11 protein-coding genes are annotated in these 15054 nt (G+C 57.3%); 10 read left to right on the top strand and 1 reads right to left on the bottom strand.

The window, feature by feature from the left end; translation table 11 throughout:
- The first annotated feature begins 63 nt into the window (after nt 1-63).
- From lrp to M8318_RS18145, 10 genes are all read left to right on the top strand, one after another.
- A complete protein-coding gene (gene lrp, locus M8318_RS18190) occupies nt 64-558 on the top strand; it encodes a leucine-responsive transcriptional regulator Lrp (RefSeq protein ID WP_002439523.1) in 495 nt (164 codons plus the stop codon).
- A gap of 133 nt (nt 559-691) precedes the next feature.
- The gene (gene ftsK, locus M8318_RS18185; protein WP_262663833.1) at nt 692-4537 is read left to right on the top strand and encodes a DNA translocase FtsK; all 3846 of its coding nucleotides are present in this window, start codon (nt 692-694) and stop codon (nt 4535-4537) included.
- Between the two features lie 131 nt (nt 4538-4668).
- Complete coding sequence (lolA, locus tag M8318_RS18180; RefSeq protein WP_262663832.1) at nt 4669-5283, top strand: outer membrane lipoprotein chaperone LolA; 615 nt, start codon at nt 4669-4671, stop codon at nt 5281-5283.
- Between the two features lie 9 nt (nt 5284-5292).
- Nucleotides 5293-6636, top strand: coding sequence for a replication-associated recombination protein RarA (rarA, locus tag M8318_RS18175; protein ID WP_262663831.1), 1344 nt, complete (start codon nt 5293-5295; stop codon nt 6634-6636).
- A gap of 93 nt (nt 6637-6729) precedes the next feature.
- Complete coding sequence (serS, locus tag M8318_RS18170) at nt 6730-8022, top strand: serine--tRNA ligase (RefSeq protein WP_262663830.1); 1293 nt, start codon at nt 6730-6732, stop codon at nt 8020-8022.
- A gap of 208 nt (nt 8023-8230) precedes the next feature.
- A complete protein-coding gene (gene dmsA / locus M8318_RS18165; RefSeq protein ID WP_262663828.1) occupies nt 8231-10675 on the top strand; it encodes a dimethylsulfoxide reductase subunit A in 2445 nt (814 codons plus the stop codon).
- A gap of 10 nt (nt 10676-10685) precedes the next feature.
- The gene (locus M8318_RS18160; RefSeq protein WP_262663826.1) at nt 10686-11303 is read left to right on the top strand and encodes a DMSO/selenate family reductase complex B subunit; all 618 of its coding nucleotides are present in this window, start codon (nt 10686-10688) and stop codon (nt 11301-11303) included.
- A gap of 1 nt (nt 11304) precedes the next feature.
- Nucleotides 11305-12168, top strand: coding sequence for a dimethyl sulfoxide reductase anchor subunit family protein (locus M8318_RS18155; protein ID WP_261642567.1), 864 nt, complete (start codon nt 11305-11307; stop codon nt 12166-12168).
- Nucleotides 12169-12442: 274 nt separating this feature from the next.
- Nucleotides 12443-13591: an MFS transporter gene (locus M8318_RS18150; protein WP_262663824.1), complete on the top strand. Its 1149-nt coding sequence runs from the start codon at nt 12443-12445 to the stop codon at nt 13589-13591.
- A gap of 122 nt (nt 13592-13713) precedes the next feature.
- Nucleotides 13714-14223, top strand: coding sequence for an anti-virulence regulator CigR family protein (locus M8318_RS18145; protein ID WP_262663822.1), 510 nt, complete (start codon nt 13714-13716; stop codon nt 14221-14223).
- Nucleotides 14224-14257: 34 nt separating this feature from the next.
- On the opposite strand, the gene pflA is transcribed toward M8318_RS18145, so the two are convergent.
- On the bottom strand, nt 14258-14998 hold the full coding sequence (gene pflA / locus M8318_RS18140) for a pyruvate formate lyase 1-activating protein (protein WP_262663821.1): 741 nt from the start codon (nt 14996-14998) through the stop codon (nt 14258-14260).
- Between the last annotated feature and the right edge of the window lie 56 nt (nt 14999-15054).

The following is a 15054-nucleotide window of genomic DNA, read 5'->3' as shown; positions in this document are numbered from 1 at the left end:
TGAACAGTGAAGTGCACAGGGTCCTGGCAGGAGTTAGGGAAGGAATACAGAGAGACAATAATAATGGTAGATAGCAAGAAGCGCCCTGGCAAAGATCTCGACCGTATCGATCGTAACATTCTTAATGAATTGCAAAAGGATGGGCGTATTTCCAACGTCGAGCTTTCAAAACGTGTGGGTCTTTCCCCGACGCCATGCCTCGAGCGTGTGCGCCGACTGGAAAGACAGGGTTTTATTCAGGGCTATACAGCGCTGCTGAACCCGCATTATCTGGATGCCTCACTTCTGGTATTTGTTGAGATTACTCTGAATCGTGGTGCGCCGGATGTGTTTGAGCAGTTCAATTCCGCCGTACAAAAACTGGAAGAAATTCAAGAGTGTCATCTGGTTTCCGGTGATTTCGACTACCTGTTGAAAACCCGCGTACCTGATATGTCTGCATACCGTAAGCTGCTGGGCGAAACCCTGCTGCGACTGCCTGGCGTGAACGACACCCGTACCTACGTGGTAATGGAAGAAGTCAAACAGAGCAATCGTCTGGTTATTAAGACGCGCTAACACGGAACAGGTGCATTATCAGCGTACTTTGATTACACTCCTGGTAATCCATACAGCAACAGTGTCGGGCCTCCCGGCACTGTTGTCCGTTTAGCACTCAGGCAGGAATTGCCTGATACCTGGAGAGCCTGTTTTGAGCCAGGAATATACCGAAGACAAAGAAGTCAATTTAACCAAGCTCAGCAGTGGGCGCCGACTCCTTGAGGCGTTACTGATCCTTGTTGCTCTTTTTGCCGTCTGGTTGATGGCAGCCTTACTCAGTTTCAATCCCTCCGATCCCAGCTGGTCACAGACCGCATGGCACGAGCCTATTCATAATTTAGGCGGCGTACCGGGCGCCTGGCTGGCGGATACGCTGTTCTTTATCTTTGGCGTGATGGCCTACACCCTTCCCGTCATCATTATTGGTGGCTGTTGGTTTGCCTGGCGCCATCGTCAGAACGATGACTACATCGACTATTTTGCCGTCTCGCTGCGCCTGATTGGTGCGCTGGCGCTGATCCTCACCTCCTGCGGTCTGGCGGCGATTAACGCCGATGACATCTGGTACTTTGCCTCCGGCGGGGTGATTGGCAGCCTGCTGAGTACCGCGCTGCAGCCGATGCTGCACAGCAGCGGTGGCACCATCGCGCTGCTCTGCATCTGGGGGGCAGGGCTGACGCTGTTTACCGGCTGGTCATGGGTCAGCATTGCTGAAAAAATTGGCAGCGTGATCCTGAATATCCTGACCTTTGCCAGCAACCGTACCCGTCGCGATGACACCTGGGTCGACGAAGAGTACGAAGACGATGACTACGACGACGCCGAGCCGAGCCCCGAACGTCGTGAATCCCGTCGCGCCCGCATTATGCGTGGCGCGCTGGCGCGTCGTAAGCGCATGGCCGAGAAGTTCGCGAATCCATTAGGTCGCAAGACGGATGCCGCCTTGTTCTCCGGAAAACGGATGGACGACGAAGAGGTGGCTTACAGCGCCCGCGGCGTGGCCGCCGATCCGGATGATGTGCTGTTCTCCGGCAATCGCGCGCTGGCCTCCGACTATGATGAGTACGATCCGCTGCTCAACGGCCACTCGGTGGCTGAGCCGCTTGCCGCCGCTGCCGCAGCGACCACCGCCACTCAGGCCTTTGCTGCCCCGGTTGATCCGGTGACGCCACCAACGCCTTCGATGCCGGATGCCCATCTGCAGCCACCTGCGGTTGAATGGCAAGCGAAACCCGTAGCGCCAGTCGCTCCGGTCTATGCGGAGCCACAACCTTATGCCGCCGTCGCGCCGCAGGAGCAGTGGCAGCCGCCTTATCAGCCTGAACCGGTTTACGCGCAGCCGCATTACGAACAACCGCAGCACGTGCAACCGCAATACGAACAACCGCAGTACGAGCAGCCTCAATACGAGCAACCACAGCAGTATGAACCGCAGCAGGCCGTGTATCAGCCAGAGCCGGTCGTCGAAGAGCCGCCGGTCGAAGAGGTGAAACCGACCCGTCCGCCGCTTTACTACTTCGAAGAAGTGGAAGAGAAACGAGCCCGTGAGCGCGAGCAGCTTGCGGCCTGGTATCAGCCGGTGCCCGAGGCCGTACAAGAGCCTGCTCCGGTGAAACCTGCTGAGATCCCGTCTGTACCGGTCCCGGCCGTAGAGCCTGCATCCGTTGTCGCACCGGTGGCGGCAAGCGTGCAGCAGGCAACAGCCGCAGGCGCCGCTGCGGCACCATTGTTCAGCCTGGCGACCAGTGGCGCACCGCGTCCACAGGTAAAAGAGGGCATTGGTCCACAGCTGCCACGTCCTAACCGCGTACGCGTTCCAACTCGCCGTGAACTGGCCTCGTATGGCATCAAGCTGCCTTCTCAGCGAATGGCGGAAGAGGAAGCACGTAAAGCCGGGAGTCAGCAGTATGATGACGACCAGTACGACGATGATGCCGATGAAATGCAGCAGGATGAGCTGGCTCGTCAGTTTGCTCAGCAGCAGCATCAGCGTTATGGCGAGGAATATCAGCCTGAGCCACAGCAATATCAGGCCCAGGATAACGAAGAAGATGCCGCCGAGGCGGAGCTGGCTCGCCAGTTTGCTGCCACGCAGCAGCAGCGTTACGCCGGGGAACAACCGACCGGGGCGAACCCGTTCTCGCTGGCGGATTTTGAATTCTCACCGATGAAAGATCTGGTGGATGATACGCCGAGTGAACCGCTGTTCACGCCGGGGGTAATGCCTGAAGCCGAGCCGCCGCGCCAGGCGTTTACGCCGCCGCAGCCTGCACAGCCGCAGCAGTACGCGCAGCCACAGCAGCATGCACAGCCGCAGCAATACGCGCAGCCTCAACAGCCTGCACAGCCGCAGCAATACGCGCAGCCTCAACAGCCTGCACAGCCGCAGCAATACGCGCAACCTCAGCAGCCTGTACAGCAGCAGCCTGCAGTTCAGCCTCCACCGCAGCAGCATAGCCTGATCCATCCGTTGCTGATGCGTAACGGTGACAGCCGTCCGCTGCAGAGACCGACCACGCCGCTGCCGTCATTTGACCTGTTAACACCGCCGCCAACGGAAGTCGAGCCGGTGGATACCTTCGCCCTGGATCAGATGGCGCGCCTGGTAGAGCTCCGCCTGGCCGATTTCCGTATTAAAGCGGATGTGGTGAATTATTCACCGGGCCCGGTGATCACCCGTTTCGAGCTGAATCTGGCCCCGGGTGTGAAAGCCGCGCGTATTTCTAACCTCTCCCGCGACCTGGCGCGTTCGCTGTCCACCGTGGCCGTGCGCGTGGTCGAGGTTATTCCGGGCAAACCTTATGTTGGCCTGGAGCTGCCGAACAAAAAACGTCAGACCGTTTACCTGCGCGAAGTGCTGGATCACGCTAAATTCCGCGATAACCCGTCGCCGCTGAGCGTGGTGCTGGGTAAAGACATCGCCGGCGAACCGGTGGTGGCCGATCTGGCCAAAATGCCGCACCTGCTGGTGGCAGGTACCACAGGCTCCGGTAAGTCTGTCGGCGTCAACGCCATGATCCTCAGCATCCTGTATAAAGCGCAGCCGGAAGATGTACGTTTCATCATGATCGACCCGAAAATGCTGGAACTGTCGGTATACGAAGGTATTCCGCATCTGCTGACCGAAGTTGTGACCGACATGAAGGATGCCGCCAACGCCCTGCGCTGGAGCGTCAACGAGATGGAGCGCCGCTACAAGCTGATGTCCGCGCTGGGCGTGCGTAACCTCGCGGGTTATAACGAGATCATCGCTGAAGCGGCGAAGATGGGACGTCCAATCCCGGATCCGTACTGGAAGCCGGGCGACAGCATGGATGCCGAGCATCCGGTGCTGGAAAAACTGCCGTACATCGTGGTGCTGGTGGACGAGTTCGCTGACCTGATGATGACCGTCGGTAAGAAGGTGGAAGAGCTGATCGCCCGTCTGGCGCAAAAAGCGCGTGCAGCGGGGATCCACCTGGTGCTGGCGACCCAGCGTCCGTCGGTGGATGTGATCACCGGCCTGATTAAGGCCAACATCCCGACCCGTATCGCCTTTACCGTATCGAGCAAAATCGACTCCCGTACCATTCTCGACCAGGGTGGCGCGGAATCGCTGCTCGGTATGGGGGATATGCTTTACTCCGGCCCGAACTCCACCTCTCCGGTGCGCGTCCATGGTGCCTTTGTGCGTGACCAGGAAGTGCATGCCGTGGTGCAGGACTGGAAAGCGCGCGGCCGTCCGCAATATGTCGATGGCATCACCTCTGACAGCGAAAGCGAAGGCGGCGGTGGTGGTGGCGCGGATAGCGGTGAAGAGCTCGATCCACTGTTCGATCAGGCAGTTAACTTCGTCACCGAGAAACGCAAAGCCTCCATCTCCGGGGTTCAGCGCCAGTTCCGTATCGGCTACAACCGCGCGGCGCGTATCATCGAGCAGATGGAAGCGCAGGGCATCGTCAGCGAGCAGGGACACAACGGCAACCGTGAAGTGCTGGCTCCGCCGCCGTTTGAATAATGCCCCTTCGATTGCAAAGATGGGTAAATCAGCAATAATTAAGCATTTTCTTCTGTCGCCTGCCTGCGGGCAGGTCCAGAATAGTTGACAGAAAACCCCCATTTCGGGATGACGCTTTGTAAGGACTACCAATGAAAAAAATTGCAATCACCTGTGCACTACTGACCAGCGTTGTGGCGAGCAGCGTCTGGGCTGACGCCGCCAGCGACCTGAAAAACCGTCTGGATAAAGTGAGCAGCTTCCACGCCAGCTTCACCCAGAAAGTGACTGACGGCAGTGGCAATGCGGTGCAGGAAGGTCAGGGTGACCTGTGGGTGAAACGTCCAAATCTGTTCAACTGGCATATGACCCAGCCGGACGAAAGCATCCTGGTGTCCGACGGGAAAACCCTGTGGTTCTTCAACCCGTTTGTTGAGCAGGCTACGGCGACCTGGCTGAAAGATGCCGCCAGCAACACGCCGTTTATGCTGATTGCCCGTAACCAGTCCAGCGACTGGAAGCAGTACAATATTAAACAGAACGGCGATGACTTCGTGCTGACCCCGAAAGGCAGCAGCGGCAACCTGAAGCAGTTCACCATTAACGTGAGCACTAACGGCACCATCAATCAGTTCGGTGCGGTTGAGCAGGACGATCAGCGCAGCAGCTATCAGCTGAAATCCCAGCAGAACGGGGCGGTTGATGCATCCAAATTCACCTTTACCCCGCCGAAGGGCGTGACGGTGGATGACCAACGTAATAAGTAAGAGGCGTGCGTGAGCAACCTGTCGCTCGATTTTTCAGATAATGCGTTTCAACCTCTGGCCGCCCGTATGCGGCCAGAAAATTTAGCGCAGTATATCGGCCAGCAGCACCTGCTGGCTGCGGGCAAACCCTTGCCACGCGCCATTGAGGCCGGGCATCTGCACTCCATGATCCTCTGGGGGCCGCCAGGCACCGGTAAAACGACGCTGGCAGAAGTGATTGCCCGCTACGCCGATGCCGACGTCGAGCGTATCTCCGCCGTCACCTCCGGGGTGAAGGAGATCCGCGAAGCTATCGAGCGTGCCCGCCAGAACCGCAATGCCGGTCGCCGCACCATCCTGTTTGTCGATGAGGTCCACCGCTTCAACAAGAGCCAGCAGGATGCTTTCCTGCCGCACATTGAAGACGGCACCATCACCTTTATCGGTGCGACCACTGAAAACCCCTCGTTTGAACTCAACTCTGCACTGTTGTCCCGCGCTCGCGTCTATCTCCTGAAATCGTTAACCACCGAAGACATTGAGCAGGTGCTGACCCAGGCGATGGACGATAAGGCCCGTGGCTACGGCAGCCAGAATATTGTGCTGCCAGACGATACCCGTCGCGCCATTGCTGAGCTGGTGAACGGGGATGCGCGCCGGGCGCTGAATACCCTGGAAATGATGGCCGATATGGCCGAAGCCGACGACAGCGGCAAGCGGATACTGCTCCCGGCGCTGCTGACCGAAATCGCCGGAGAACGCAGCGCGCGCTTTGATAACAAAGGCGACCGTTTTTACGACCTGATCTCGGCGCTGCATAAATCGGTACGCGGCAGCGCGCCTGATGCCGCGCTCTACTGGTATGCGCGCATTATCACCGCCGGAGGCGATCCGCTGTACGTGGCCCGTCGCTGTCTGGCGATTGCCTCAGAAGATGTCGGCAATGCCGACCCGCGTGCCATGCAGGTAGCGCTATCGGCCTGGGACTGCTTCACCCGCGTCGGGCCCGCTGAAGGCGAGCGCGCCATCGCCCAGGCGATTGTCTATCTGGCCTGCGCCCCGAAAAGCAATGCGGTCTACACCGCATTCAAAGCGGCGATGTCTGATGCCCGCGAACGCCCCGATTACGATGTTCCTGACCACTTACGTAATGCCCCGACCAAACTGATGAAAGAGATGGGCTATGGGCAGCAATATCGTTACGCCCACGACGAGCCCAACGCCTACGCCGCCGGGGAGGAGTATTTCCCGCAGGAAATGGCACAAACGCGCTATTATCGCCCGACAAACAGAGGCCTTGAGGGCAAGATTGGTGAAAAGCTCACCTGGCTTGCCGGACAGGATCAAAATAGCCCTATAAAACGCTACCGTTAGGGCTATCGTTGCGGTAATGTTGGCACTGTATCTGATGACCGCAGGCAGCGGTCATTTCCTCCTATTTTTTAATTCGATAAGCACAGGATAAGCATGCTCGATCCCAATCTGCTGCGTAACGAGCCAGACGCAGTCGCTGAAAAACTGGCACGCCGGGGCTTTAAACTGGATGTAGATAAGCTGCGCGCTCTTGAAGAGCGTCGTAAAGTTCTGCAGGTACAAACCGAAAACTTGCAGGCAGAGCGTAACTCTCGATCGAAATCCATCGGCCAGGCGAAAGCGCGCGGGGAAGACATTGAGCCATTACGCCTGGAAGTGAACAAACTCGGTGAAGAGCTGGATCAGGCGAAAGCGGATCTGGACGTTCTTTTGGCCGAAATTCGTGATATCGCGCTGGCGATCCCGAACACCCCTGACGACAGCGTCCCTGTCGGCAAAGACGAAAACGACAACGTCGAAGTGAAACGCTGGGGCACCCCACGCGAGTTCGATTTCGAGGTTCGCGATCACGTCACGCTGGGCGAAATGCACGCGGGGCTCGATTTTGCGGCGGCCGTTAAGCTGACCGGTTCCCGTTTCGTGGTCATGAAAGGGCAAATCGCCCATCTGCACCGTGCGCTGGCCCAGTTTATGCTGGATCTGCACACTGAGCAGCACGGCTACAGCGAAACCTACGTCCCGTATCTGGTCAACCACGATACGCTGTACGGTACCGGCCAGCTGCCGAAATTTGCCGGCGATCTGTTCCATACCCGTCCGCTGGACGAAGAGGCAGACAGCAGCAACTATGCGCTGATCCCAACCGCAGAAGTGCCGCTGACCAACCTCGTGCGTGACGAGATCATCGACGAAGACGACCTGCCGATCAAACTGACCGCACATTCACCGTGCTTCCGTTCTGAAGCCGGCTCTTATGGCCGTGATACCCGTGGTCTGATCCGTATGCACCAGTTCGACAAAGTCGAGATGGTACAGATCGTGCGTCCGGAAACCTCCATGAATGCGCTGGAAGAGATGACCGGTCACGCGGAAAAAGTGCTGGAGCTGCTGGGTCTGCCGTACCGCCGCATGGCGCTGTGTACCGGTGATATGGGCTTTGGCGCCTGCAAAACCTTCGATCTGGAAGTGTGGGTTCCGGCGCAGGGTACTTATCGTGAAATCTCCTCCTGCTCTAACGTGGGCGATTTCCAGGCACGTCGTATGCAGGCACGCTGCCGCAGCAAATCCGCTAAGCAAACCCGCCTGGTGCACACCCTGAACGGCTCCGGTCTGGCAGTGGGTCGTACCCTGGTGGCAGTGCTGGAAAACTACCAGCAGGCTGACGGGCGTATCGAAATTCCTGAAGTTCTGCGCCCTTACATGAAAGGCCAGCAGTACATCGGCTAATCTGCCTTAACATAAAAAAGCGCCTGCGGGCGCTTTTTTTATGCCTCGCTTTTGACATCAGGCAATACCCCCTCCCTCCAAAGGGGTAATACTCTCCAAGCAGTTGGTTAGCATAAACCTCTGCTAATGCAATCACTCCTTTATATAAATAACTATATAGCGGTTGCTGCCGCACAGGGATCTTTGTGAGCAATCAAAGTGAGAGTCTATGAAAATAAAAACGCCTGATGCCTTGCTGGCTGCCGAGGTGAGCCGTCGCGGACTGATGAAAACCACCGCGATTGGCGGCCTGGCCGTTGCCAGTAGCGCACTGTCTTTGCCTTTTTCACGCCTGACGTCTGCGGCGGAAGCCGTTGCTGCCGTGAAGCCGGATGAAAAGGTGGTCTGGAGCGCCTGTACGGTGAACTGCGGCAGTCGCTGCCCGTTGCGAATGCATGTCATCGACGGCGAGATCAAATACGTTGAGACCGACAATACCGGGGATGATAACTACGAGGGGTTACATCAGGTGCGCGCCTGTCTGCGCGGTCGTTCCATGCGCCGTCGCGTCTATAACCCGGATCGCCTGAAATACCCGATGAAGCGTGTCGGCAAGCGCGGGGAGGGCAAATTCGAGCGTATAAGCTGGGACGAGGCCTTCGATACCATTGCCAGCAATATGCAGCGCCTGATTAAAGACTACGGCAACGAGTCTATCTACCTTAACTACGGCACCGGTACCCTCGGCGGAACCATGACCCGCTCCTGGCCGCCGGGCAAAACCCTGATTGCCCGCCTGATGAACTGCTGCGGAGGCTACCTCAACCATTACGGTGACTACTCAACCGCGCAGATTGCTGCAGGCCTCAACTACACCTACGGCGGCTGGGCCGATGGCAACAGCCCGTCGGATATCGAAAACAGCCAGCTGGTGGTGCTGTTCGGCAACAACCCCGGTGAAACGCGAATGAGCGGCGGCGGGGTGACCTACTATATCGAACAGGCACGACAAAAATCGAATGCCCGGATGATCGTCATCGACCCACGCTACACCGACACCGGGGCAGGGCGCGAGGATGAGTGGATCCCGATCCGTCCGGGAACCGATGCGGCGCTGATCTCTGCTCTGGCCTGGATGATGATCGAGGAGAATCTCGTCGATCAGTCGTTCCTCGATAAATACTGCGTCGGCTACGACGAGAAAACGCTGCCGGAAGGCGCGCCGGCGAACGGCCACTACAAAGCCTATATTCTCGGACAGGGTAATGATGGGATCGCCAAAACCCCGGCCTGGGCTGCGGCCATTACCGGTATTCCTGAAGCGCGCATCGTGAAGCTGGCGCGTGAAATCGCCGGGGCGAAACCGGCTTTTATCTCCCAGGGCTGGGGCCCGCAGCGTCATGCCAATGGTGAGCTGGTGTCGCGTGCTATCGCCATGCTGGCGATTCTGACCGGCAATGTGGGGATCAACGGCGGCAACAGCGGGGCGCGTGAAGGCTCGTACTCCCTGCCGTTTGTGCGCATGCCAACCCTGGAAAACCCGGTTCAGACCAGTATCTCGATGTTTATGTGGACCGACGCCATCGAGCGCGGCCCGGAGATGACCGCCACCCGCGACGGGGTTCGCGGAAAAGAGAAGCTCGACGTACCGATCAAGATGATCTGGAACTACGCCGGGAACTGCCTGATCAACCAGCACTCACAGATCAACCGCACCCACGATATTCTGCAGGACGACAAAAAATGCGAGCTGATTGTGGTAGTGGATTGCCATATGACCTCGTCGGCGAAATATGCCGATATCCTGCTGCCGGACTGCACCGCCTCTGAACAGATGGACTTCGCCCTGGATGCCTCCTGCGGCAACATGTCGTACGTGATTTTTGCCGATCGGGCGATTAAACCGCGTTTTGAGTGCAAAACCATCTATGAGATGACTACTGAACTGGCAAAACGCATGGGCGTTGAGCAGCAGTTCACCGAAGGCCGCACCCAGGAAGGGTGGATGCGTCACCTGTATGAGCAGTCGCGCCAGGCTATTCCGGAGTTGCTGCCGTTTGATGAGTTCCGTCAGCAGGGCATGTTCAAGCAGCGTGACCCGGACGGGCATCACGTGGCCTATAAAGCCTTCCGCGCCGATCCCGCCGCGAATCCTCTCACCACGCCGTCAGGTAAAATTGAGATCTACTCCGCCGAGCTGGCGCAGATCGCCGCGACCTGGGAGCTGGAGCAGGGCGATGTGATCGATCCACTCCCCGTCTACAGCCCGGGCTTTGAGAACTACGACGATCCGCAGAGTAAAGACTTCCCGCTACAGCTCACCGGCTTCCACTACAAAGCGCGCACGCACTCCACCTACGGCAACGTTGACGTCCTGAAGGCGGCCTGTCGTCAGGAGATCTGGATCAACCCGATTGACGCACAGCGCCGCGGGATCGCCAACGGCGACCGGGTGCGGATCTTCAACGGGCGCGGCGAAGTACATATCGAAGCCAAAGTGACGCCGCGTATCCTGCCGGGTGTGGTGGCGTTAGGCGAAGGGGCCTGGTACAACCCGGACGCGAACCGCGTCGATCAGGCAGGCTGCATTAACGTGCTGACCACCCAACGCCCGTCGCCGCTGGCGAAAGGCAACCCGTCTCACAGTAACCTGGTTCAGGTTGAAAAGGCGTAAGGAGTAGCCGATGACCACTCAGTATGGATTTTTTATTGATTCCAGCCGCTGCACCGGGTGCAAAACCTGCGAACTGGCGTGCAAGGATTACAAGGACCTGACCCCGGACGTCAGCTTCCGCCGCATCTACGAGTACGCGGGCGGTGACTGGCAGGAGGACAACGGCGTCTGGCAGCAGAACGTGTTTGCCTACTACCTCTCCATCGCCTGCAACCACTGCGAGGATCCGGCCTGCACCAAAGTCTGCCCCAGCGGGGCGATGCACAAGCGTGACGACGGCTTTGTGGTGGTGAATGAAGATGTCTGCATCGGGTGTCGCTACTGCCATATGGCCTGCCCGTATGGCGCCCCGCAGTACAACGCCGCCAAAGGCCATATGACCAAGTGTGACGGCTGCCATGAGCGTGTCGCCGACGGTAAAAAACCGATCTGCGTCGAGTCCTGCCCGCTGCGGGCCCTGGACTTTGGCCCGATTGAGGAGCTGCGTAAGAAACACGGCAAGCTGGCCGCCGTCGCTCCGCTGCCGTCAGCGCACTTCACGAAGCCGAGTATCGTCATTAAACCCAATGCCAACAGCCGACCCACGGGTGATACCACCGGCTATCTGGCCAATCCGAAGGAGGTGTGAGATGGGAAGCGGATGGCATGAATGGCCGTTAATGATTTTTACGGTTTTCGGACAGTGTGTGGCGGGCGGTTTTATCGTTCTCGCCCTAGCGTTGTTAAAAGGCGATCTGAACAGGGAGCAACAGCAGCGGCTGGTGTTGAGCATGTTTGGTCTGTGGGTGCTGATGGGGATAGGCTTTATTGCCTCCACGCTGCACCTCGGTTCGCCTATGCGCGCGTTCAACTCTCTGAATCGTGTAGGGGCGTCTTCCCTCAGCAACGAGATCGCCAGCGGGGCGATCTTCTTTGCGGTCGGGGGCCTGGGCTGGCTGCTGGCGGTGCTGAAAAAACTGCCGGCAGGCTTACGCACTCTGTGGCTGATTGTGACCATGGTGTTGGGCGTGGTGTTCGTCTGGATGATGGTGCGGGTCTATAACACCATCGACACGGTCCCGACCTGGTACAGCGTCTGGACGCCGATGAGCTTCTTCCTGACCCTGTTTATCGGCGGCCCGCTGCTTGGCTTCCTGCTCCTGCGCGTGGCGGGCGTTGACGGCTGGGCAATGCGTTTACTGCCCGCCGTGACGCTGCTGGCGCTGGCGGTGAGTACGGTCGTGGCCCTGGTGCAGGGGGCGGAGCTGGCGACCATTCACAGTTCCATTCAGCAGGCCTCGGCCCTGGTGCCCGATTATGGCTCGCTGATGGCCTGGCGTGTGGTGCTGCTGGCGGCCGCGCTGGTGTGCTGGATCGTGCCGCAGCTGAAAGGTTATCAACCTGCGCTCCCGCTGCTGTCGCTGGCATTTTTGCTGGTGCTGGCGGGTGAGTTGATTGGCCGCGGGGTGTTTTACGGTCTGCATATGACGGTTGGAATGGCTGTCGCCAGTTAACACTGATGATTGTTATATAAAGCCGGGACTTAGTGCCCGGCTTTTCTTTTTTCAATCATGAAATTTTTCAACTGTCGTTTGGCTTTAATTTTGAACCTAAATAAACAAAAACAAACACATAAATTATATTGATAGCGGACTTTGCATTAGCAGGATGAGTTTTTTCAATCGACAGGGAACATATTGTGCGTGCGGCACAATCGGGTGGATTGACTTTGTTTTTGCCAGTGGCATGATGCGCACGAAATCTGAACTTCCTCACGGTTTTTAATCCATGTCGACCTATACCCGGCCAGTGCTCCTGTTGCTCTGTGGCCTGCTTTTGCTGACCCTGGCGATCGCGGTGTTAAACACACTCGTCCCGCTGTGGCTCGCCCATGAAAACTTACCTACCTGGCAGGTGGGTATGGTCAGCTCGTCCTTTTTTACCGGAAATCTGTTGGGCACCTTGATGACGGGAAGCCTGATTAAACGTTTTGGTTTTAATCGCAGCTATTATCTGGCCTCGCTTATTTTTGCCGTCGGCTGTGCCGGGTTAGGGCTGATGGTTGGTTTCTGGAGCTGGATGGTCTGGCGCTTTATCGCCGGCGTCGGCTGCGCCATGATCTGGGTGGTGGTGGAAAGCGCCCTGATGTGCAGCGGTACCTCCCGCAACCGGGGGCGTCTGCTGGCGGCCTATATGATGGTCTATTACGTTGGCACCGTGCTGGGTCAGCTGATGGTCAGCAAACTGCCAACCGACCTGATGAGCGTCCTGCCGTGGGTGACCGGCATGGTGCTGGCTGCCATTCTGCCACTGCTCTTTACGCATATTGTGAACCAGAGCAGCGAGCATCAGGAGGCGACCCACATCTGGCCGATGCTCAGATTGCGTCAGGCGCGTCTGGGGGTTAACGGCTGTATTATTTCCGGGATTGTGCTGGGCTCGCTGTATGGCCTGATGCCGCTCTATCTGAACCATCAGGGAGTCAGCGATTCCGGAATTGGTTTCTGGATGGCGGTGATGGTCAGCGCCGGGATTGTCGGGCAGTGGCCGATTGGCCGTCTTGCCGACCGCTTTGGGCGCCTGCTGGTGCTGCGCGTGCAGGTCTTTGTGGTGATCATGGGCTGTGTTGCCATGCTCAGCAATGCTGCCATGGCGCCGGCGCTGTTTATCCTGGGTGCCGCGGGCTTTACCCTCTATCCGGTGGCGATGGCCTGGGCCTGTGAGAAAGTCGAGCACCATCAGCTGGTGGCGATGAACCAGGCGCTGTTGCTGAGCTATACCATTGGCAGCTTGCTGGGGCCGACTTTTACCGCGATGCTGATGCAGAACTATTCTGACAATTTGCTGTTTATTATGATCGCCAGCGTGTCATTTATTTATCTGTTAATGCTTCTGCGTAAAGTGGGCGAACATCCCACGCCGGTGGCGCATGCCTGAATAAATAAAAGCCTGTCGCCGACAGGCTTTTTTGTCTCTGTCACATCTGAGAGTTTTACGCATTGTATGTTTATCGCGCCGGGTGATAATTCGGATGTGTTTATCACTATAAGGCAGCGATCATGTCTACTCGTCGTTTTACCCCTACAGCGCTGGCAGTAGTATTGTCTTTAAGCCTGGCAACGGCACCCGCTATGGCTAATCCGGGCAATGGAAACGGAAATGGAAATGGAAATGGCCACGGCAACGGGCAAGGTAATAGCGGCAATCATGGTAATGGCAATTCCGGTAACCAGGACCATAAACAAAATAATGGTCACCAGAATTCAGGCAAATCAAATAAGAGCGTTAAAGACGATGTCGATGCACGCGTCAGTTATGACCATGCCCGTCATCTGGCGTTGAATTACGGTTTAACGGGTTATGATTCTCTGCCGCCGGGGATTGCGAAAAACCTGGCACGTGGTAAACCGCTGCCTCCGGGCATCGCGAAGAAGACCGTTCCGGCATCGATGTTAGGTCAATTACCTTCTTATCCGGGCTATGAATGGCGGGTGGTCGGAAAAGATCTGGTCTTAATTGCGCTGAGTACTGCGATTGTGACCACCATTATTAATGGCGTCTTTAACTAGACAACAAAACGCCCGGCTTTTACCGGGCGTTTTATTAATACATAACTTTGTGACCGTACTGTTCCAGAATGCCTTTTACGCGTTCCATGGTCTCTTTCTTCGGCGGCTTAACACCATCGAGCTTATACTCTTCGCCCATCGCCACCCATTTGTGTTTGCCCAGCTCGTGATACGGCAGTAATTCAATTTTTTCAACGTTGCCCATATCACGCGTGAACTCACCCAGGCGGTGAGCAGAATCGTCATCATCTGACCAGCCCGGCACGACGACATAACGGATCCAGGTTTTAATGCCTTTACCCGAAATGTATTTCGCGAACTCGAGGGTGCGATGATTAGAGACGCCGACCAGATTCTGGTGGATTTCATCGTTCATCTGCTTGAGATCCAGCATCACCAGGTCGGTCACTTCCAGCAACTCATCAATCACCGGATCGTAGCGACGGACAAAGCCGTTGGTATCCAGGCAGGTATGAATGCTCTCTTTACGACAGGCACGGAACCAGTCGCGGACAAACTCTGCCTGGAGGATCGCTTCCCCGCCGGAAGCGGTCACGCCGCCGCCGGAGGCGTTCATAAAGTGGCGGTAGGTCACCACCTCTTTCATTAACTCATCAACGGTGACTTCTTTGCCGCCGTGGGTGTCCCAGGTGTCGCGGTTATGACAGTACAGGCAGCGCATCAGGCAGCCCTGGAAGAAGGTAATAAAGCGGATGCCCGGGCCATCGACGGTGCCACAGGACTCAAAGGAGTGAATGCGACCAATAGTTGACATTGCGGTGATATCTCCAGATTCGGCCCGTCCGGGGCCTGTGTATACGCACAACTCAA

It is taken from the genome of Leclercia tamurae, from assembly GCF_025566055.1.
Taxonomy (GTDB): domain Bacteria; phylum Pseudomonadota; class Gammaproteobacteria; order Enterobacterales; family Enterobacteriaceae; genus Enterobacter; species Enterobacter tamurae.
Note: the sequence above shows the minus strand (reverse complement) of the source record. Positions and strands in the feature narration are given on the sequence as shown.